Annotated in this window: 19 protein-coding genes; 1 reads left to right on the plus strand and 18 read right to left on the minus strand. The window is 71.5% G+C overall.

What is annotated here, in order from left to right; translation table 11 throughout:
• Nucleotides 1–236 precede the first annotated feature (236 nt).
• The 12 genes from JRG78_RS08420 to infC all read right to left on the minus strand — a co-directional run bounded on the left by JRG78_RS08420 (nucleotide 237) and on the right by infC (nucleotide 12,629).
• Complete coding sequence (locus JRG78_RS08420) at nucleotides 237–2,042, minus strand: bifunctional hydroxymethylpyrimidine kinase/phosphomethylpyrimidine kinase (protein WP_336297713.1); 1,806 nt, start codon at nucleotides 2,040–2,042, stop codon at nucleotides 237–239.
• Nucleotides 2,043–2,881: 839 nt separating this feature from the next.
• On the minus strand, nucleotides 2,882–3,316 hold the full coding sequence (locus tag JRG78_RS08425; protein ID WP_259606262.1) for a cupin domain-containing protein: 435 nt from the start codon (nucleotides 3,314–3,316) through the stop codon (nucleotides 2,882–2,884).
• 15 nt (nucleotides 3,317–3,331) lie between these two features.
• Entirely contained in the window at nucleotides 3,332–5,935 is a 2,604-nt protein-coding gene (locus JRG78_RS08430; RefSeq protein ID WP_259606263.1) for a phenylalanine--tRNA ligase subunit beta, read from the minus strand.
• The gene (gene pheS, locus JRG78_RS08435; RefSeq protein ID WP_259606264.1) at nucleotides 5,935–6,987 is read right to left on the minus strand and encodes a phenylalanine--tRNA ligase subunit alpha; all 1,053 of its coding nucleotides are present in this window, start codon (nucleotides 6,985–6,987) and stop codon (nucleotides 5,935–5,937) included. Before pheS ends, JRG78_RS08430 begins: the two co-directional genes overlap by 1 nt.
• 68 nt (nucleotides 6,988–7,055) lie before the next feature.
• Nucleotides 7,056–7,994, minus strand: a complete 939-nt coding sequence (locus tag JRG78_RS08440) for an amino acid ABC transporter permease (protein ID WP_259606265.1) — start codon at nucleotides 7,992–7,994, stop codon at nucleotides 7,056–7,058.
• Nucleotides 7,991–8,647, minus strand: a complete 657-nt coding sequence (locus JRG78_RS08445; RefSeq protein ID WP_259606266.1) for an amino acid ABC transporter permease — start codon at nucleotides 8,645–8,647, stop codon at nucleotides 7,991–7,993. The genes JRG78_RS08440 and JRG78_RS08445 overlap by 4 nt, the downstream gene beginning before the upstream one ends.
• 65 nt (nucleotides 8,648–8,712) lie before the next feature.
• Complete coding sequence (locus JRG78_RS08450; protein WP_259606267.1) at nucleotides 8,713–9,630, minus strand: glutamate ABC transporter substrate-binding protein; 918 nt, start codon at nucleotides 9,628–9,630, stop codon at nucleotides 8,713–8,715.
• Nucleotides 9,631–9,672: 42 nt separating this feature from the next.
• Nucleotides 9,673–10,422, minus strand: a complete 750-nt coding sequence (locus JRG78_RS08455) for an amino acid ABC transporter ATP-binding protein (RefSeq protein WP_259606268.1) — start codon at nucleotides 10,420–10,422, stop codon at nucleotides 9,673–9,675.
• Nucleotides 10,423–10,473: 51 nt separating this feature from the next.
• Nucleotides 10,474–11,289, minus strand: coding sequence for a TrmH family RNA methyltransferase (locus JRG78_RS08460; RefSeq protein WP_259606269.1), 816 nt, complete (start codon nucleotides 11,287–11,289; stop codon nucleotides 10,474–10,476).
• A gap of 78 nt (nucleotides 11,290–11,367) precedes the next feature.
• Complete coding sequence (rplT, locus tag JRG78_RS08465) at nucleotides 11,368–11,754, minus strand: 50S ribosomal protein L20 (RefSeq protein WP_259606270.1); 387 nt, start codon at nucleotides 11,752–11,754, stop codon at nucleotides 11,368–11,370.
• Nucleotides 11,755–11,786: 32 nt separating this feature from the next.
• The gene (gene rpmI / locus JRG78_RS08470; protein ID WP_259606271.1) at nucleotides 11,787–11,981 is read right to left on the minus strand and encodes a 50S ribosomal protein L35; all 195 of its coding nucleotides are present in this window, start codon (nucleotides 11,979–11,981) and stop codon (nucleotides 11,787–11,789) included.
• A gap of 72 nt (nucleotides 11,982–12,053) precedes the next feature.
• A complete protein-coding gene (infC, locus tag JRG78_RS08475; RefSeq protein ID WP_432806401.1) occupies nucleotides 12,054–12,629 on the minus strand; it encodes a translation initiation factor IF-3 in 576 nt (191 codons plus the stop codon).
• 251 nt (nucleotides 12,630–12,880) lie between these two features.
• Between infC and JRG78_RS08480 the strand changes: the two genes are divergently transcribed.
• Nucleotides 12,881–13,318, plus strand: a complete 438-nt coding sequence (locus JRG78_RS08480; RefSeq protein WP_432806402.1) for a DUF1844 domain-containing protein — start codon at nucleotides 12,881–12,883, stop codon at nucleotides 13,316–13,318.
• A gap of 252 nt (nucleotides 13,319–13,570) precedes the next feature.
• Here the strand turns inward: JRG78_RS08480 and JRG78_RS08485 are convergent, their stop codons facing one another.
• The 6 genes from JRG78_RS08485 to JRG78_RS08510 all read right to left on the minus strand — a co-directional run bounded on the left by JRG78_RS08485 (nucleotide 13,571) and on the right by JRG78_RS08510 (nucleotide 18,001).
• Nucleotides 13,571–14,356 (minus strand): SseB family protein, encoded by a 786-nt coding sequence (locus JRG78_RS08485; RefSeq protein ID WP_259606273.1) that lies wholly within the window; start codon nucleotides 14,354–14,356, stop codon nucleotides 13,571–13,573.
• A complete protein-coding gene (priA, locus tag JRG78_RS08490; RefSeq protein ID WP_259606274.1) occupies nucleotides 14,340–15,086 on the minus strand; it encodes a bifunctional 1-(5-phosphoribosyl)-5-((5-phosphoribosylamino)methylideneamino)imidazole-4-carboxamide isomerase/phosphoribosylanthranilate isomerase PriA in 747 nt (248 codons plus the stop codon). The genes JRG78_RS08485 and priA overlap by 17 nt, the downstream gene beginning before the upstream one ends.
• An 87-nt stretch (nucleotides 15,087–15,173) precedes the next feature.
• Complete coding sequence (gene hisH / locus JRG78_RS08495; protein WP_259606275.1) at nucleotides 15,174–15,809, minus strand: imidazole glycerol phosphate synthase subunit HisH; 636 nt, start codon at nucleotides 15,807–15,809, stop codon at nucleotides 15,174–15,176.
• Nucleotides 15,806–16,423, minus strand: coding sequence for an imidazoleglycerol-phosphate dehydratase HisB (gene hisB / locus JRG78_RS08500; protein WP_259606276.1), 618 nt, complete (start codon nucleotides 16,421–16,423; stop codon nucleotides 15,806–15,808). Before hisB ends, hisH begins: the two co-directional genes overlap by 4 nt.
• A complete protein-coding gene (locus JRG78_RS08505) occupies nucleotides 16,420–17,520 on the minus strand; it encodes a histidinol-phosphate transaminase (protein ID WP_432806403.1) in 1,101 nt (366 codons plus the stop codon). Before JRG78_RS08505 ends, hisB begins: the two co-directional genes overlap by 4 nt.
• A 127-nt stretch (nucleotides 17,521–17,647) precedes the next feature.
• The gene (locus JRG78_RS08510; protein ID WP_259606278.1) at nucleotides 17,648–18,001 is read right to left on the minus strand and encodes a LysM peptidoglycan-binding domain-containing protein; all 354 of its coding nucleotides are present in this window, start codon (nucleotides 17,999–18,001) and stop codon (nucleotides 17,648–17,650) included.
• Nucleotides 18,002–18,241 lie beyond the last annotated feature (240 nt).

The following is an 18,241-nucleotide window of genomic DNA, read 5'->3' on the forward strand; positions in this document are numbered from 1 at the left end:
CGGCTCACCCCGTCGGCGGTGGGTCCGCGGACACGACGGGAGGCGGGGTCGCCTAGATTCGGCGGCCGCCGCGGCGTCGGCGCACGACAGGGACGCTCGGGACGAGCGTCGGACGGGGGTGCGCGGCCGAAGGCATGTCGCGACGATAGCGGTCGCGTCGCGGCCTCCGCAAATCCTCTGCCCTTTCGAATCGCGCAATCGGCCGGGCCGGATTCCCGCCGATTGCGCGATTCCGATCACAGGGGTGGCGCGGCGAAGAAGGCGAGCTCGTGGGCGGCGGAGCGCTCGAACGCGGTGAACATGCGCTGCCGGGTCGCGGTGTCCGCGGTCGACGCCGCGGCGGCGGTGATGTCGGTCGCGCGGCGGCTCGCGGCGGAGAACGCCGGATCGCCGTAGGTCGCCAGCCAGGAGGCGTACGGATGCCCGGGATCCTGCGTGTACGCGCCGAAATCCCCGGCCCGCAGCCGCTCGCCGAGGTCCGCGTACAGCCAGTAGCAGGGCAGCAGGGCGGCGACGAGCTCCGCGTATCCACCGCCGTGCGCGACGGAGCGGAGATGGTCGAGGTACGCCCTGGTGGCCGGGGCGGGGTCGCCGGCGGGCTCGCCCAGCCACGACTCGTGCAGCTCCCGCTCGACCGCGATGCAACGCGCCGCGGATTCCGCCCAGAACACCTGTTCCGGTGCGGAGGGCGCGCGCCGGGCGGCATCCGCGAGAAGCCGCGCGTAATCGCTGAGGTACAGTGCGTCCTGCGCGAGGTAGAACCGGAACGCCGGGTCGGGCAGCGTGCCGTCGGCGAGGCGGCGGATGAACGGCAGTTCGTCGATGCCGGTGCGGATGCCGGCGATCCGGTCCCACCAGTCCGCCTCGATCTCGGCGGGCGTCGGGGCGGTGTCCAGGCCGCCGCGGGCCCACAGGCCGGCGAAGTGGCTGACCGGCCCGTGGCCGCGGCCGACGTCGAGGTCGGCGCCGGCGCGGATCGACTCGCGCAGCCAGGTGCGGGCCTCCTCGGCCGCCCGCGGCCAGTCCGCGCCGCGCGCCCGCCGGGTGGCGAGCGCGGAGGACAGCGAGCATCCGGTGCCGTGCGTGGCGTCGGTGGCGATCCGCTCCCCGGGGAAGGAGGCGACGACGCCGTCGGCGCCGACGAGGGCGTCCGGGGCGTGCGGGCCGTCCAGGTGCCCGCCCTTGACGAGCACGAGCGCGCCGGTGCGGGCGGCGAGCCGTCCGGCCTGCGCGAGCGCGGCGTCCCAGTCGTCCGCGGCCGGCTCGCCCAGAAGCGCGCCGAGCTCGGGGAGGTTCGGGGTGACGACGTCGGCCAGCGGCAGCAGCTCGCGCAGGGCGTCCTCGGCGGCGGCGTCCAGCAGCCGGTCGCCGCTGGTGGCCACCATCACCGGGTCGAGCACGACCGTCTCCGGGCGCTCCCGGCGCAGCCACGCCGCGACCACCTCGATCACCTCGACCCCGGCGAGCATCCCGATCTTGACCGCCTCGATGCCGACGTCGTCGGAGAGCGCGTCCAGCTGCTCGCGCAGGAACGCCGCCGGTGGCGTGTGCACGGACCGCACACCCGACGTGTTCTGCGCGGTGAGGGCGGTGAGGGCGGCCATGCCGTACCCGCCGTTGGCCGCGATGGACTTCAGGTCGGCCTGGATGCCGGCGCCGCCGGACGGGTCGCTGCCGGCGATGCTGAGCACGCGGGGCGGCCGGTCGCCGCGCCAGGCGCGCAGGAACGTCCGCGCGGCGGCGCACGGGTCCTCAGCCGCGCACAGGGCGGAGACCACGGCGACCCCGGCGGCACCGGCCGCGCGGAGCGGGGCGACGTCGTCGAGACCGATCCCGCCGATCGCGACGCAGGGCAGCGGGCTGTCGGCGGCGAACGCGGCGAAGCCTGCGATCCCGAGCGCAGGCGGGTGATCCGGCTTGGTCGCGGTGGGGTGGATGACGCCGACGCCGAGGTAGTCGACAGTGCCGACGGGCAGAGCGCGCACGGCGTCCAGGTGGGCGGCCGTGTTGGCGGTGAGGCCGATGACCGCGTCCGGTCCCAGCGCCGCCCGCGCGTCGAGGACGGAGGCGTCGGACTGGCCCGGTGTGCCCGGCCGCCGCGCGGATGTCCCCGAGCAGGTCCGCGAGCGGCAGCGGGTCGCCGACCGCGTTCACGACGCCCGACCGCGGCGGCCCGGCGGCGAACGCGGCGACGTCCTCGACGTCGATCACCTGCGTCGTCCGCCCGGCGGGGCGCGGTGCGAGCACGGGCTCCGCGCCGGCGCGCGCGAAGGCGGCCGCCCAATAGCCGAAGCGGTCGGTGGGGTCGCCCTGACCGACGATGAGTCCGGGCCGGATGATGAGCGCACGGTCGCCGAGGCCGGCGACGACGGCATCCTCGGCGGCCACCTTCTCCCGTGCGTAGTCGTACTCGTCGCCGTCGTGGGCGGGCTCATGCCGGGCGGCCGTCTCATCGGCATCCGGCACGGTCTCGTCGGCGTAGACCGACACCGAGGAGACGTACGTCCAGTGCGCGGTCCGTTCGCCGAGCGCCGCGACCGCCTGCCGGACGTGCCCGGCGCGCGAGGAGATGTCGACGATCTCGTCCCAGTCCGTCCGAGCCGCGGCGTCGTACGCGCCGGAGTCGTCGCGATCGCCGCGGAGGAGCACCACGCCGCCGGGCGCCGGACGCGACCCGCGCGCCAGCACCGTCACCTCGTCACCGGCATCCCGCCGGCGCCGGGCGATCCGCCCGGACAGCCAGCCCGTCCCACCGAGGATCAGCACACGCGTCATGCCCCCATGACACCAGTCCGGGGGCCGACACCGGAAGGAGATCCGCCGTCAGCGGATGCCGCCGGGCTCTCGCCCACGCGACGCCGCGGGGCGGATTCCGGACGGCTCAGTCCGCCCAGGGCATCGGCCGGTCGGGGTCGCGGGCGCCGTCGTTCGGCATGTGCGGCAGCTCCTCGCCGCCGGCGCGGATGCACAGCCAGCGCAGCTCGCCGGGGCTCTCCGGCCGGGCGCGCCAGGTGCGCCAGACGCCCTGCCCGACCCGGACGACCGTTCCGGGGCCCACGTCGATCACGTCGTCGTCCAGCCCCATCTGCCCGAGCCCCTCCAGGAACACGTACAGCTCCTCGACCCGGGAGTGGGTGTGCCAGTAGCCGGCCTCCTCGCCCGGGACCAGGGCGTTCGCCGTCATCCCGATGTACTGCATGGTCAGCTCGTGGTCCACCACGCGCCGGCCGTCGCGCGAGCGCGCCGCGTCGAAGCCGCCGTAGTGCCCGCGCCACTCCCCGAGGGCGCCGATCTGCGTGATCTCGTAGTCGCTCATGTTCGGTACTCCCTGTCAGTCCCGGATGCTCGCGCCGAAGCGCTCGGCCGCGACCGCGACACCCGCCATCTTCGCCTCGGTCGCCTCGGCGGAGGTGAGCGTCCGGTCCGCGGCGCGGAAGCGCAGCGCGAACGTCAGGCTCTTGGAGCCGTTCGGCAGACCCTCGCCCCGGTAGTCGTCGACCAGCCGCGCGGACTCCAGCAGCTCGCCGGCCCCCTCGACGAGGGCGGCACGCAGCTCGGCGGCGGGCACATCCGCGGCGACCACCAGCGACACGTCCTGCGTCGCCGCCGGGAAGGTCGACAGGGACGCGGCGACGACCCGCGAGCCGGCCAGGTCGAGCAGGCGGTCGAGATCGAGTTCCGCGACGACCGCACGTCCGGGCAGGTCGGCGTCGTCCGCGACCTGCGGATGCAGTTCGCCGACGTAGCCGATCTCCTCGCCGGCGACCGTGAGCACGCCGGTGCGGCCCGGATGCAACGCGGCGCGCCGACCCTGAGCCACCTCGATGTCGACGCCCGCCGCCGCGGCGATCACCCGCACGGCGTCCAGCGCGTCGGACAGCCCGGCGGCCTCGGCGGCCCGGCCGGGCTGGCGCGGCGAGATGCTGCCGGTGAGCAGCACGGCCACGTGACGACGCTGCGGCGGGATCGACGCGTTCAGCTCGGCGAGCTTCTCGTCCGAGGGACGCTCGCCCAGCGGCGGCACGTCGTCGGTGCCGTAGGACACCCCGGCTTCGGGCAGGAACACCACCCCGGTCTCGAACAGCGCGAGATCGGTCAGTCCGCGGGAGATGTTGCGATGCGCGGTCTGCAGCAGGCCCGGGATCAGCGAGCGGCGCAGGAACGGCACGTGCCCGTCGATCGGGTTCGCGAGACGGATGCCCGGCAGGTGCTCCCCGGATGCCGAGCCGTGCAGGTCGTTCTGCGCCTCGGTCGTGAACGGGAAGGCCGGGGTCTCCACGAAGCCGGCCGCGGCGAGGGCGTCCGCCACGCGACGGCGTCCCTGCTGCAGCGGCGTGAGGCCGCGTCCGGACGGCGGGGTCGGCAGCACCGAGGGGATGCGGTCCAGCCCGTGGATGCGGGCGACCTCCTCGGCGAGCGTCCACTTGTCGGTGAGGTCGGGCCGCCAGGACGGCGGGATGACGAACCATCCGGCGGACGGGGACGCTTCGACAGGCTCAGCGTCCGCGACGGGCTCAGCGTCCGCGACGGGCTCAGCGTCCGCGACGGGCTCAGCGTCCGCGACAGGCTCAGCGTCGGCGCGGGTCACCTCGGCGCCGATGGTCTCCAGGGCTCCGGTGATCTCGTCGTCGCTGTACTCGACCCCGACGACGCCCTGTACGAAGCCGGCGGGCAGCTCGATGCCCTCGATCACGACGTCGGTGAACAGCGCGCCACCCTCGTCGGTGAGCGTGCCGCCGGCGAACTCGACCATGAGATCGGCGACCCGGCGGGCCGCGACGAACGGGATGAGCGGGTCGACGCCGCGCTCGAAGCGCTTGGACGCCTCGCTGGGCAGCTTGTGCCGGCGCGCGGTGCGCGCGATCGTGACCGGATCGAACGTGGCCGCCTCGATGAGCACGTTGCGGGTGTCCGCGCTCATCTCCGTGGTCCCGCCGCCCATGACGCCGGCGAGCCCGATCGGCCCGGATCCGTCGGTGATCAACAGGTCCTCCGGGTGCAGCGCCCGCTCCTGCCCGTCCAGGGTGGTGAGCTTCTCGCCGGCCTCGGCGCGGCGGACGGTGATGGTGCCGTCGAGCCGGTCGAGGTCGTAGCCGTGGATGGGCTGGCCCAGCTCGAGCATCACGTAGTTGGTGATGTCGATGAGCACGCCCAGCGACCGCATGCCGGCCAGGGACAGGCGCGCGATCATCCACGGCGGCGTGGGACGCGACGGGTCCACGTCGCGCACCACCCGGGTGACGAACTCGCTTGCCCCCACCCGGCCGCGGATCGGCCGGACGTCGTCGACGATCGCCGTGCGGCCCGTTCCCGGCTGCAGCTCGGCGAAGTCCCGGTCGGCGGGGTCACGGAAGGCCGCGCCGGTGGCGTGCGAGTACTCGCGCGCCACACCGCGGACCGAGAACGCGTAGCCGCGGTCGGGGGTGACGTTGATGTCGACGGCGACGTCGTCCAGGCCGAGCAGCGCGATGGCATCCGTCCCCACCGGCGCGTCCACGCCGAGTTCGGACAGGATCAGGATGCCGTTGTGCTCGTCGCCCAGGCCCAGCTCGCGGGCCGAGGCGATCATGCCGTCGGAGACGTGACCGTAGGTCTTGCGCGCCGCGATCGGGAACGGCCCCGGCAGCACCGAGCCGGGCAGGGTCACCACGACCTTGTCGTCCACGGCGAAGTTGCGGGCGCCGCAGACGATGCCGCGCACGCCGCCGTTCTCCGCGCCGACGTCGACCTGGCACCAGCGGATCGTCTTGCCGTTGGACTGCGGCTCCTCCTCGAAGGACACCACCCGGCCCACGACGACGGGACCGGAGATGTCGAAGCGGTGGATGTCCTCCTCCTCGAAGCCGACGGAGACGAGGGCCGCCAGGACGTCCTCGGCGGTGGCATCCGGCGCCACATCCACGTACTCGCGCAGCCATGACAGCGGAACGCGCATCACACCACCATCCCGAACTGCTCGCTGAAGCGCACATCGCCTTCGGCCATGTCGCGCATGTCCTTCACATCGCTGCGGAACATCAGCGTCCGCTCGATGCCCATCCCGAAGGCGAAGCCGCTGTACACCTCGGGGTCGATCCCGGCCGCGCGCAGGACGTTCGGGTTGACCATGCCGCATCCGCCCCACTCGATCCAGCGGGCGCCGCCCTTGAAGGTCGGATGCCACAGGTCGAGCTCGGCGGACGGCTCGGTGAACGGGAAGTAGTTCGTGCGCAGGCGGGTCTTCGCCTCCGGCCCGAACATCTGCCGGGCGAAGTGGTCGAGCGTGCCCTTCAGGTGCGCCATCGTGATGCCCTTGTCGACGACCAGGCCCTCGAACTGGCTGAACACCGGAAGATGGGTCGCGTCGAACTCGTCGGTGCGGTACGTCCGGCCGGGGCAGAGCACGTAGATCGGCACCTCCCGCTCGAGCATGGAGCGCACCTGCACCGGGCTGGTGTGCGTGCGCATCACCAGGTGACGGGCGGGCGGGTCGACGTAGAAGGTGTCCTGCTCCTGTCGCGCGGGGTGGTCCTCGTCGAAGTTCAGGGCGTCGAAGTTGAACCACTCGTGCTCGAGCTCGGGTCCCTCCGCGATCTCCCAGCCCATGCCGACGAACACGTCGCACACCTGCTCCTGCAGCAGGCTGAGCGGATGCCGGGCGCCGACGCGGCTGCGCGACGGGACGGCGGTGATGTCCACGCGCTCGGCCTCGAGGCGCCGCGCGGTCTCGGCCTCGGCGAGCTCGGCCTCCTTCGCCGCGAGGGCCTGGGTGACGCGGCCTCGTCCCTGCCCGATCAGCTTGCCGAACGCGGCCTTGTGCTCGGGCGCGACCTGGCGCATGGAGGCGTTCAGCACGGCGAGCGGCGAACCCTCCCCCACATGCGCGGCGCGCGCGGCCTTCAGCGCGGCGGTGTCGGCGGCGGCGTCGATCGCGGCGAGCGCTGCGGCGACCGCGGACTCCACCGCCTCGGGCGTGATCTCAGGCGGATTCTCGGGAGATTCGGACACGAGAGTCGAGTCTACCGGTGCGGGCACGCCGGCCCGTGACGGAGGCGGTGAGGGCCGAAGCGCGCGGATCAGAGGTTCGTCGGTGGGACTCCGCTGCCGGCGTCGAACTTCCCCGCGCCGCGCTGCATCGCGATCACCTCGGTCACCGTGGAGCCGTCGTGGATGCGTGGGTCGCCGCCACCGGCATCCGGGGTGTAGCCCTTCAGCTTGGGCGAGCGGCGCGTGCGGTCCTCGACGACCTTCGCGACCCAGGCCAGGATCAGGCACATCACGACGTAGATGCCGCCGATGATGAAGGCCGACTGCAGGATCGGCCGGCCCTGTTGCGAGGTCAGCTGCTTGGCGTAGTAGAGCAGCTCCTGGTAGGTGATGATGAACCCGAGCGCAGTGTCCTTCATGGTCACCACCAGCTGGGCGATGATGACCGGAAGCATGGCCCGGATCGCCTGGGGCAGCAGGATGAACTGCATCACCCCGCTCTTGCGGAGCCCGATCGCGTAGCCGGCCTCCTTCTGCCCGCGCGGCAGGGATTCGACGCCGGCGCGGAGCACCTCCGCGAGCACCGACCCGTTGTAGGCCATCAGGGCGAGCACTACGGCCCAGTACGGGTCCATGCGGATGCCCACGACAGGAAGGCCGTAGTACAGCAGCATCATGAACACCAGCACCGGGACGGCGCGGAACAGCTCGGTGATCGTGGTGACCGGCACGCGGACCCAGGAGTGGTCGGAGAGCCGGCCGATGGCGAGCACGAAGCCGAGCGCCAGGGCGAGCACGGCCGCCAGGGCGAACGCGCCGAGGGTGTTGCCGAGCGCCTTCAGGATGCCCATCCAGACCGCGCTGAACGTGAACACGTACCACTTCTGCGGCGTGAACTGGCCGGTGGCGATCATGCGGTAGATGACGAAGCCGATGACGGCGAGCACCACCAGGACGGTGAGGACGGCGAGGATGCGGTTGCGCGCGATCGCCCGGGGGCCGGGGACGTCGTAGAGGACGGAAGTCATCGGGCGATCCTCCAGCGGTTCTCGAGGTGGCGCTGCACCGCGCTCATCAGCAGCACCAGGACGACGAAGACGACGGCGACCCAGAGCAGGACCTCCATCGGGTTGCCGGGACGGTTCGGCGCGTCGTTGATGGTGGCGCGGAGGGCGGCGAGCTCGGCGATGGAGAAGCCGGCGGCGACCGTGGTGTTCTTCAGCAGGGCGATGAACACGCTCATCATCGGCGGCACCACCGAGCGGAACGCCTGCGGCAGGATCACCAGGGTCATCACCTGCCCGAACGGGAGGCCGATGGCACGCGCGGCCTCGGCCTGCCCGACCGGGACGGTGTTGATGCCCGCGCGCAGCACCTCGGCGACGTAGGTGGCGGTGTACACGCCGATCGCCAGGATGCCGAGCACGGTGTTGGACAGGTCCGGCAGCCCGAGCTGCGGGTAGCCGAACACGAAGAAGAAGAAGACGAGGGTGAGCGGGGTGTTCCGCACCAGGTTGACGTACACGGTCCCCACGGCGCGTGCGATCGGAATCGGCGAGACGCGCATGGCGCCCACGATGACGCCCAGGACCAGCGCGATCAGGCCGCCGACGAAGAACACCAGCAGGGTGTTCCCGATCGCCTGTCCCCACAGATCGAGGTTGCCGAAGATGACGTCCACGTCACCGTCTCCTTCTCAGGTGGATGGGAGGCGGCCCCGCCCGAGGGCGGGGCCGCCGCGGTCGCTCAGTACGCGTCGACCTCGGGCTGCTCGACCTCGATGCCGGAGTCGCCCAGGTTCTTGTCGAAGATCGCCTGCCAGATGTCGCCGCCCTCGGTGAAGAGGTCGTTGATGTGCTGGCGCAGCACGTCGTCGCCCTTCTGCAGGCCGACGCCGTAGCGCTCCTCGGTGAACAGGCCGCCGGTGACCTTGACGTCGTCCGGGTACTGCGCGGCGTAGCCGATCAGGATGGCCTGGTCGGTGGTGACCGCGTCCACCTTGCCGTCGATCAGGTCCTGCACGCAGGCGGAGTACAGGTCGTACTCCTGCGTCTTGATCTCCGGGAAGTTGGCCTTGATGTTCTGGATCGGGGTGGAGCCGGTCGCCGAGCAGACGGTCTTGCCGTTGAAGTCCTCGAGCTTGTCCGCCTCGGGGGCGTCCTTCGCGACCAGCAGGCCCTGACCGGTGACGAAGTACGGGCCGGCGAAGTCGATCTGCTCCTTGCGCTTGTCGTTGATCGAGTAGGTGCCGACGTAGTAGTCGATGTCGCCGTTCACGATCGCCTGCTCGCGGTTCGCCGACGCGATCGGCTTGAACTCGATCTGGTCCTCGTCGAAGCCGAGCGAGGCGGCGATCCAGCGGGCGATGTCGATGTCGAAGCCGGTGCGCTCGCCGGTGGTGACGTCGAGGTAGCCGAGGCCCGGCTGGTCCTCCTTGACGCCGACGACGACGCCGTCGCGCTCCTTCATCTTGTCGAAGGTGGGGCTGCCCTCGAGGTTGACGTCCTCGGCGACCTCGAACCACGTGGTCTCCTCGCCGCCCTCGCCGGTCTCCCCGCCGGTGCCGCCGCCCGGGCTCGAGGGCGAGCCGCTGTTGCAGGCCGTCAGCGCGAGCAGCGCCGCCGCCGCGATACCGATTCCGGCCATTGTCCGTGTGCGTCGCATGTGCGTCTCCTTCTGTTGGTGCAGGTTGCTGGCTGTGACGGCTCAGTGGGTGAGCAGCTTGGAGAGGAAGTCCTTGGCCCGGCTGCTCTTCGGGTTCGTGAAGAACTCCTCAGGCGTGGCCTCCTCGACGATCTGCCCGTCGGCCATGAACACGACGCGGTTGGCCGCCTTGCGGGCGAAGCCCATCTCGTGGGTGACCACGATCATCGTCATGCCCTCATGCGCGAGGCCGACCATGACGTCGAGCACCTCGTTGATCATCTCCGGGTCGAGGGCGCTGGTCGGCTCGTCGAAGAGCATCACCTTCGGATGCATCGCCAGGGCCCGCGCGATCGCGACGCGCTGCTGCTGGCCGCCGGAGAGCTGCGCGGGCAGCTTGGAGGCCTGCTGGGCGACGCCGACGCGCTCGAGCAGCTGCATCGCCTCGCGCTCGGCATCCGCCTTCGTCATGCCGCGCACCTTGATCGGGCCGAGCGTGACGTTCTCGAGGATCGTGAGGTGCGCGAACAGGTTGAACGACTGGAACACCATGCCGACCTCGGCGCGGAGCTTCGCGAGGTCCTTGCCCTCGGCGGGGAGCGCCTTGCCGTCGACGCGGATCTCGCCGCTGGTGATCGTCTCCAGCCGGTTGATCGTCCGGCACAGGGTCGACTTGCCCGACCCGGACGGGCCGATCACGACCACGACCTCGCCCTTGTCGACCCGGAGGTTGATGTCCTTGAGGGCGTGGAACTCGCCGTAGTGCTTCTGGACGTTCTCCACGACCACGAGGGCGTCGTTGCGCTCTGCCATGCCTCCACATTAGGAGCAGCGACCGACGGCGGCGATGCGCGCCGTGGGTGTTTACCGATTCGTGACGTCGGCGCGCTGCGCGAAGGCGCTCTCGTAGAGGCACACGCTCGCGGCGGTGGCGAGGTTCAGCGACTCGGCGCGGCCGAAGATCGGCAGCTTCAGGATGCGGTCGGCGAGAGCGAGGGCGCCCTCCTCGAGCCCTCGCGCCTCGTTGCCGAACAGCCATCCGGTGGGCCCGGCGAGCACGCCCTCGGCGCGGGCGGCGAGCAGATCCTCGCCCTTCACGTCGGCGGCGAGGATGCTCAGGCCCGCACCGTGCGCGTGCTGGACGACGTCGGCGAGATCCCCGCCCACGGAGACCGGCAGGTGGAACAGGGAGCCGGTGGTGGCGCGCACCACCTTCGGGTTGTACGGGTCGACGGTGCGGCCGGTGAGCACGACGGCATCGGCCCCCGCGGCATCCGCGGCACGGATGATGGTGCCGAGGTTGCCGGGGTCGCGCACCTCCTCGCAGATCGCGACCAGCCGCGGTGAGGCGGCGAAGATGTCGCGCACCGAGGTGGGCGTCTGCCGGGCGACGGCGACGAGACCCTGCGGCGTCACCGTGTCGGCCATGGCCGAGAGGACGTACTCGGTGACGAACTCGACCTGCACCCCGGTCGCCTGCGCCTTGGCGCGGAGGTCGGCGTGCTTCTCCCAGCTGGTCGGCGTGGCGAACAGCTCGACGATGGCGTCCGGCCGGTAGGCGAGCGCCTCGCGCACCGCCTGCGGCCCCTCCAGGAGGAACAGGCCGGTCTCGGTGCGCGCGCTGCGCTTGGTGAGCTTGGCGACGGCACGGACACGCGGCGAGCGGGGGTTCTCCAGCACGCTCCCAGTCTATGGGTGCCCCGGATGCGGAAACGGGCGCCTCCCCGGAGGGAGACGCCCGATTCCGGATGCGATGTCTCAGGCGGCCGACTTCGGCGCGTTGACGTCCGAAGGCAGCGCCTTCTTGGCGACCTCGACGAGAGCCGCGAAGGCACCCTGGTCGGTCACCGCGAGCTCGGCGAGCATGCGGCGGTCGACCTGGACGCCGGCGAGGCCGAGACCCTGGATGAAGCGGTTGTACGTGATGCCGTTCTGGCGGGCAGCGGCGTTGATGCGCTGGATCCACAGACGACGGAAGTCGCCCTTGCGCTTGCGGCGGTCGCGGTACGCGTAGACGAGGGAGTGGGTGACCTGCTCCTTCGCCTTGCGGTAGAGGCGCGAACGCTGGCCACGGTAACCCGAGGCGCGCTCGAGGATGACGCGACGCTTCTTCTGCGCGTTGACGGCGCGCTTGACTCTTGCCATTTCTCTGTCTTCCTATTCCTGCGTTCGGGCGCTCAGCGGCCGAGGAGCTTCTTGACGACCTTCAGGTCGTTTCCGGAGATGACCTGGTCCTGGTTCAGGCGGCGGGTGCGACGGCTCGACTTGTGCTCGAGGTTGTGGCGCATGTTGGCCTGCTGCTTCTTGATCTTCCCGCTGCCGGTGATCTTGAAGCGCTTCTTGCTGCCCGAGTGGGTCTTCTGCTTCGGCATCTTCTCTTCCTTCGTGTGGCGCCCTGCGGGCGACGGTGGGCACCCGCTCGGCGCGGGAGTCTCAGGGGCGGATCACTCCGCGGCGGGAGCGGCGGCGCTCCCGGACTTGGCCTCGCGGGCCGCCTGCTTGTTGGCGGCGCGCTGGGCGTTCTGCTCGGCCTTGGCCTCGGACTTGTTCTTCAGCGGTGCGATGACCATGACCATGTTGCGACCGTCGATGGTCGGGTTCGACTCCACCGTGCCGAACTCGGCCACGTCCTCGGCGAACTTCTTCAGCAGGCGCACGCCCTGCTCGGGACGGGACTGCTCACGGCCGCGGAACAGGATCATCGCCTTGACCTTGTCGCCCGCCTTGAGGAAGCCCTCGGCGCGCTTCAGCTTGGTCGTGTAGTCGTGAGCCTCGATCTTCAGGCGGAACCGGACCTCCTTGAGGACCGTGTTGGCCTGGTTGCGACGCGCTTCCTTCGCCTTCTGTGCGGCCTCGTACTTGAACTTGCCGTAGTCCATGATCTTGACCACGGGCGGCTTCGAGTTGGGTGCCACCTCGACCAGGTCGAGATCGGCCTCCTGTGCGAGGCGGAGCGCCACCTGGATGGCGACGACGCCGATCTGCTCGCCTCCGGGGCCGACGAGGCGGACCTCGGGCACGCGGATGCGCTCATTGGTGCGGGGATCGCTGATGCGGAACTCCTTAGCTGGGGGTTTTCGGCCTCCGCGACGCGGTTCGCGTCACGGGCGAAATCGGAGTCTCCCCACCCGCCGGCAGCTCAGACGCCGGCTCTGCACCCTGTCGCCGGTGCGGACACCGGCCTACCGGCACGCGGCCGGCGGAGCGCTGGAACCCGGTAGCCTGGAACGGCAAGCGCGGGTGGGAATCGAATCCTCTTTCGTACCGGAGCATGACGCCCCGGAGCCCGCAGAAGTCTACCAGAAAGCACCATGAAGTGACGATTCCGGGATCGGATGCCGCAGACGACGCGCGCCACGAGCGCTGGCAGGAGCAGGAGGAGGCCGCGGCCGCGGCGACGCGGGACATCGCGGACGTCGCCGCGGTGGAGGTGATCACGACCACCGCCGTGCACCTGATGAGCGCCGCGGCGGTGAAGGTCGGGCTGGCCGACGACCCGGATTCGCAGCGCGACCTGGACGAGGCGCGCAAGCTCATCAACGCCCTCGCCGGGCTGATCACCGCCGCCGCACCCGAGGTCAGCGACATGCACGCCCGGTCGCTGCGGGACGGCCTGCGCTCCCTGCAGCTCGCGTTCCGCGAGGCATCCGTCATCCCCGACCCGATCGGGCAGGGACCGGGCGAGAAGTGGACGGGTCCGGTCACCTAGCATCCGTGATCCGGCGGCTGGGAGGTTCCTTGCGCTCGCCGCGGATCCTTCCGATGCCCGGCATCCGCATCCGAGCACGCCGACGGATGGCGCCGCCGCGCACAGTCCGCGCGGAGATGTGCGCTACGCGCGGACGGATGCCGAAGATTCGGCCGCGGGAACCGCACAAGGCCGCGCGAACGCACACGGGATCCGTCGGCCTACGGCGCCAGGTTGGCTGCGCTCGCTCGACGAGCGGGGCGAGCGGGCGGGTCAGCTTGCGGCGGTGAGCTTGACGGTGAGGGAGTCCACGAGCACGGCGATGCGGTCGTCCGCGGCCCAGCGCTGGGCGAGGCGCGCCAGCACGGCGTCCAGGGTCTCGCGCTCGAGGCCGTCGACGAGGTGCAGGGTGACGACAAGTTCGGGGCCGCGCATCCGCGCATCGGGGTCGCCGGGCGCGACGGAGAGGTCGACGACGGCGAGTTCGTGCGCGACGCTGCGCTGCAGGGCGGCGAACACCTCCGGGGAGAGATGGCTGGGCTCCCAGCGCTGGTCCTGTGCCACCGCCCACACCGCGGGGCGGCGGATCACGAACTCGGTGTCCGAGGCCGGGTCGATCACGATCAGGTCGGTGTCGTCGCTGGACGCCGCCAGCGCGGCGCGGGTCGCCTCGACCGGGATCGGGCGGGCACCGGCATCCCACCGCGCCATGGTCTCCACCGAAGTGAACACCGGCTGCACGCGCCGGCCGTCCGGCGCCGCAACCGTGACGATCGACAGCTCCTGCGTCTTGTCGACGACCAGCCCGTGCGGGCCGACACCCTCCTCGCCCTTCGCCGCCAGCAGCGGGACGAGCACGCGGGCGCCGCGGAACGCGTCGACCACCTCGACCTGCGACCCCTCGCCGGCGCGGAAGCGCCGCAACGCGTCGAGCAGCGCCGGGTCGGCGGAGCCGTCGTCCGCGGCGTGCGGGTTCTCCTGGAAGCGGCGCCCCTCCCAGGGAACGCCGGCGGAGTCGCCCGCCGGATGGCAGGCGTGGTCGTCAGTCCCCGGCGACATCCAGCGCCTCGGCCAGGGTGAACGCCCCGGCGTAGAGGGCCTTCCCGATGATGGCGCCCTCGACGCCCAGCGGGACGAGCTGGCGCAGCGCCGCGATGTCGTCGAGGCTGGCCACGCCGCCGGAGGCGATCACGGGCTTCGGCGTGCGCGAGGTGATCTCGCGCAGCAGCTCGAGGTTCGGGCCGCGCAGCGTGCCGTCCTTGGTCACGTCGGTGACGACGTAGCGGCTGCAGCCGGCCTCCTCCAGTCGCTCCAGCACGTCCCAGAGGTCGCCGCCCTCCTTGGTCCAGCCGCGCGCCGCGAGGGTGGTGCCGCGCACGTCCAAGCCGACGGCGACGGCCTCGCCGTACCGGCTGATCACGTCGGCCGCCCACTCCGGGTTCTCCAGCGCGGCCGTGCCGAGGTTGATGCGCGCGGCGCCCGACTCGAGCGCCGACTCGAGGCTGGCGTCGTCACGGATGCCGCCGGAGACCTCGACGTTGACGCCGCGGAACTGCTTGATGACCTTGCGCAGGATGCCGGCGTTGCTGCCGCGTCCGAACGCCGCGTCCAGGTCGACGAGGTGGATCCACTGCGCACCCTGGGAGACCCACTCCCCCGCGGCATCGATCGGGTCACCGTAGCTGGTCTCGGTGCCCGCCTCGCCCTGCGTCAGGCGGACGGCCTTGCCGCCGGCGACGTCCACAGCGGGCAGGAGGATCAGGGAGGGTGACTGCGCGAAGTCGTTCATGTCGTCCTTGGGTGGATCAGAGGAGGCCCGGTCGCGGGCACGAATCAAGAGAGTAGTCCCGCATCGGGCGGGCGCCAAACCGGTGCGTTACAGGCTCTCCACCCAGTTGCGCAGCAGGCGGATGCCGGCCTGGCCGGACTTCTCCGGGTGGAACTGCGTCGCCGACAGCGGGCCGTTCTCCACGGCGGCGAGGAACCGCTCGCCGTAGGTCGACCAGGTGAGCGCCGGCTGCGGGAACGGCGGGATCACGTCGAGCTCCCAGGCCTTGGCCGCGTAGGAGTGCACGAAGTAGAAGCGCTCGTCCTCGATCCCGCGGAACAGCACGGTCCCGGCATCCGGCTCCACCGTGTTCCAGCCCATGTGCGGCAGCACCGGCGATTCCAGCCGTGTCACCGCCCCCGGCCACTGGCCGAGACCTTCGGTGTCGTGCCCGCGCTCGACCCCGTGCGCGAACATCACCTGCATCCCGACGCAGATGCCGAGCACGGGCCGCCCGCCGGCGAGGCGGCGCTCGATGATCTCGTCGCCGCCGCGCGCGTGCAGGGCGTCGCGGACGGCGGCGAACGCCCCCACCCCGGGCACCAGGAGGCCGTCGGCCTCCAGCGCGGCCTGCCGGTCGCCGGTCAGCTCGACGTCGGCGCCGGCGGCCGCCAGCCCCTTGACGGCGGAGTGCACGTTCCCGGACTCGTAGTCGAAGACCGCCACGCGCGGCGTGCGGGTCACAACGCCCCCTTGGTCGACGGGATGCCCTCGACGAGCGGATCGAGCGCCTTGGCCTGGCGGAAGGCGCGCGCGAAAGCCTTGAACTCGGCCTCGGCGATGTGGTGCGGGTCGCGTCCGCCGAGCACCCGCACGTGCACGGTGAGCCCGGCGTTCAGCGTGATCGCCTCGAACGCGTGCCGGACCAGCGATCCGGTGAAGTGCCCGCCGATGAGATGGAACTCGAAGCCTGCGGGCTCGCCCTCGTGCACGAGGAACGGACGGCCGGAGATGTCCACGACCGCCTGCGCCAGCGCCTCGTCCAGCGGCACGAGCGCGTCGCCGTAGCGCGAGATGCCGGCCTTGTCGCCGAGCGCCTGCCTGATGGCCTGGCCGAGCACGATCGAGATGTCCTCGACGGTGTGGTGGGCGTCGATGTCGGTGTCGCCGGATGCCCGCACGGTGAGGTCGGTGAGCGAGTGCTTCGCGAACGCGGTGAGCATGTGGTCGAAGAACGGCACCGAGGTGTCGATGCTGCTGCGGCCGGTGCCGTCCAGGTTCAGCTCGAGCTCCACGGTGGACTCGGATGTGCTGCGGTGGACGCCCGCGGTGCGGGGCTCGGAGGGGGCGGCGCTCATGACGCCGATCCTACCGAGGCGGTGTCGCCCACGGATGCGAGCGCGTCCAGGAAGGCGGTGGTCTCGGCCTCGGTTCCCGCGGTGACGCGCAGGTGGCCGGGGATGCCGACGTCGCGGATGAGCACGCCTCGGTCGTAGAGGCACTGCCAGACCGCCTTCGGGTCGTCCACTCCCCCGAACAGCACGAAGTTCGTCCACGATTCGTGCGGGCGGTAACCCAGCGCCTCCAGGGTGGCGGAGATGCGGTCGCGCTGCTCGACGATGTCGTCCACCATCCGCAGCATGGTCGGCGCGTTGCGCAGCGCTGCGACCGCGGCGGCCTGGGTGAGCGCACTGAGGTGGTACGGCAGGCGCACCAAGCGCAGGGCGTCGATGAAGGCCGGGTCGGCGGCGAGATAGCCGACCCGTGCACCCGCGAACGCGAACGCCTTGCTCATGGTGCGGGACACCGCGAGCCGCGGGCGGCCGTCGAGCAGGGTGAGGGCCGACGGAGCGTCCTTCGGCGCGAACTCCTGATACGCCTCGTCGACGACCACCACGCCGCGGGCGGCCTCGTAGACGGCCTCGACGACGTCGAGGCCGAGGGGTGTGCCGGTCGGGTTGTTCGGGGTGCAGAGGATGACGACATCCGGGTCGGCGTCCGCCACCTGGGCGGCGCCGTCCTCGGCACTCACCCGGTAGTCCGCCTCGCGCGTGCCGGCGATCCAGCGCGCGCCCGTGCCCTGGGTGAGCAGCGGGTACATGGAGTAGGTGGGGGCGAAGCCGAACGCGGTGCGTCCAGGGCCGGCGAAGGCCTGCAGGATGTGCTGCAGCACCTCGTTCGACCCGTTCCCGGCCCAGATGCGGTCGGGCGTGAGGCCGTGGCCGAGGTACTCGGCGAATCCCTCGCGGAGGAGGGTGAACTCGCGGTCGGGGTACCGGTTCACGTCACGCAGGGCCAGGGCGATGTCGTCGAGGATGTCGCTGGCCACCTCGTCGGGCACCGGATGCGTGTTCTCGTTGACGTTCAGTGCGACGGGGAGAGGGGCCTGCGGCGCGCCGTACGGTGTGAGCCCGCGCAGATCGTCGCGGAGGGGCAGCTCATCGAGGGAGGTCACCCTTCCCATGCTAGGACGAACCGCCGGGGCGCTCGGCGCGTGCGACGAACGGTTCCGAGCCGGGCGCGGCCGGCGTGCCGGCGGGTCAGTCCGCGCAGCCGGCAGGAGAGCCCGCGCAACCGGCGGCTCAGTCCGCGTAAGCAGCGGGGATGGCGATCTCACTGCCCGCCTGCACCATGCCGCCCGGCAGATTGTTCAGGCGGATGATGTCGTCGACGACGTCGCGCGGATCAGCGTCCGGCGCCACGTGCGCGGCGATCGACCACAGCGTGTCGCCCGGCATCACGGTCACGGTCTCGAACGACGCCCGGTACGCCTGCTCACCCGAGGCGAGGGCGGAGCCGCCCGCGAGCGCCGAGAAGGCGATGCCGGCGGCGAGCGGGGCGGCGGCGAGAGCGAGGAGCACCCGGCGTCCGCGTGCGGTGAGGCGGAGACGCGTGCGCGGGCGGGCGATCGGACCCTGGATGGCGATGGTGCTCATGTGCTGTGCTCCTCGATGTGATCGGCAGCTTCGCATCCGACCCTCGGCCGGGAGAGCCGGATGCGAAGCTACGTTCCGAATCTATCTTCGATATCGAACATCTGTCAACACGTCTTCGAAATCCTGTCAGGTAGGTCTCCGACACGCTCGAACAGATCTTCCGAAATCGTGAGGATCTCGGATACGGTTTCGATATCGACACCCCATCACGGGCCACCGACATTCGAACCCGGTCGCCAG

The organism is Microbacterium sp. EF45047 (assembly GCF_028472845.1).
GTDB lineage: Bacteria > Actinomycetota > Actinomycetes > Actinomycetales > Microbacteriaceae > Microbacterium > Microbacterium neungamense.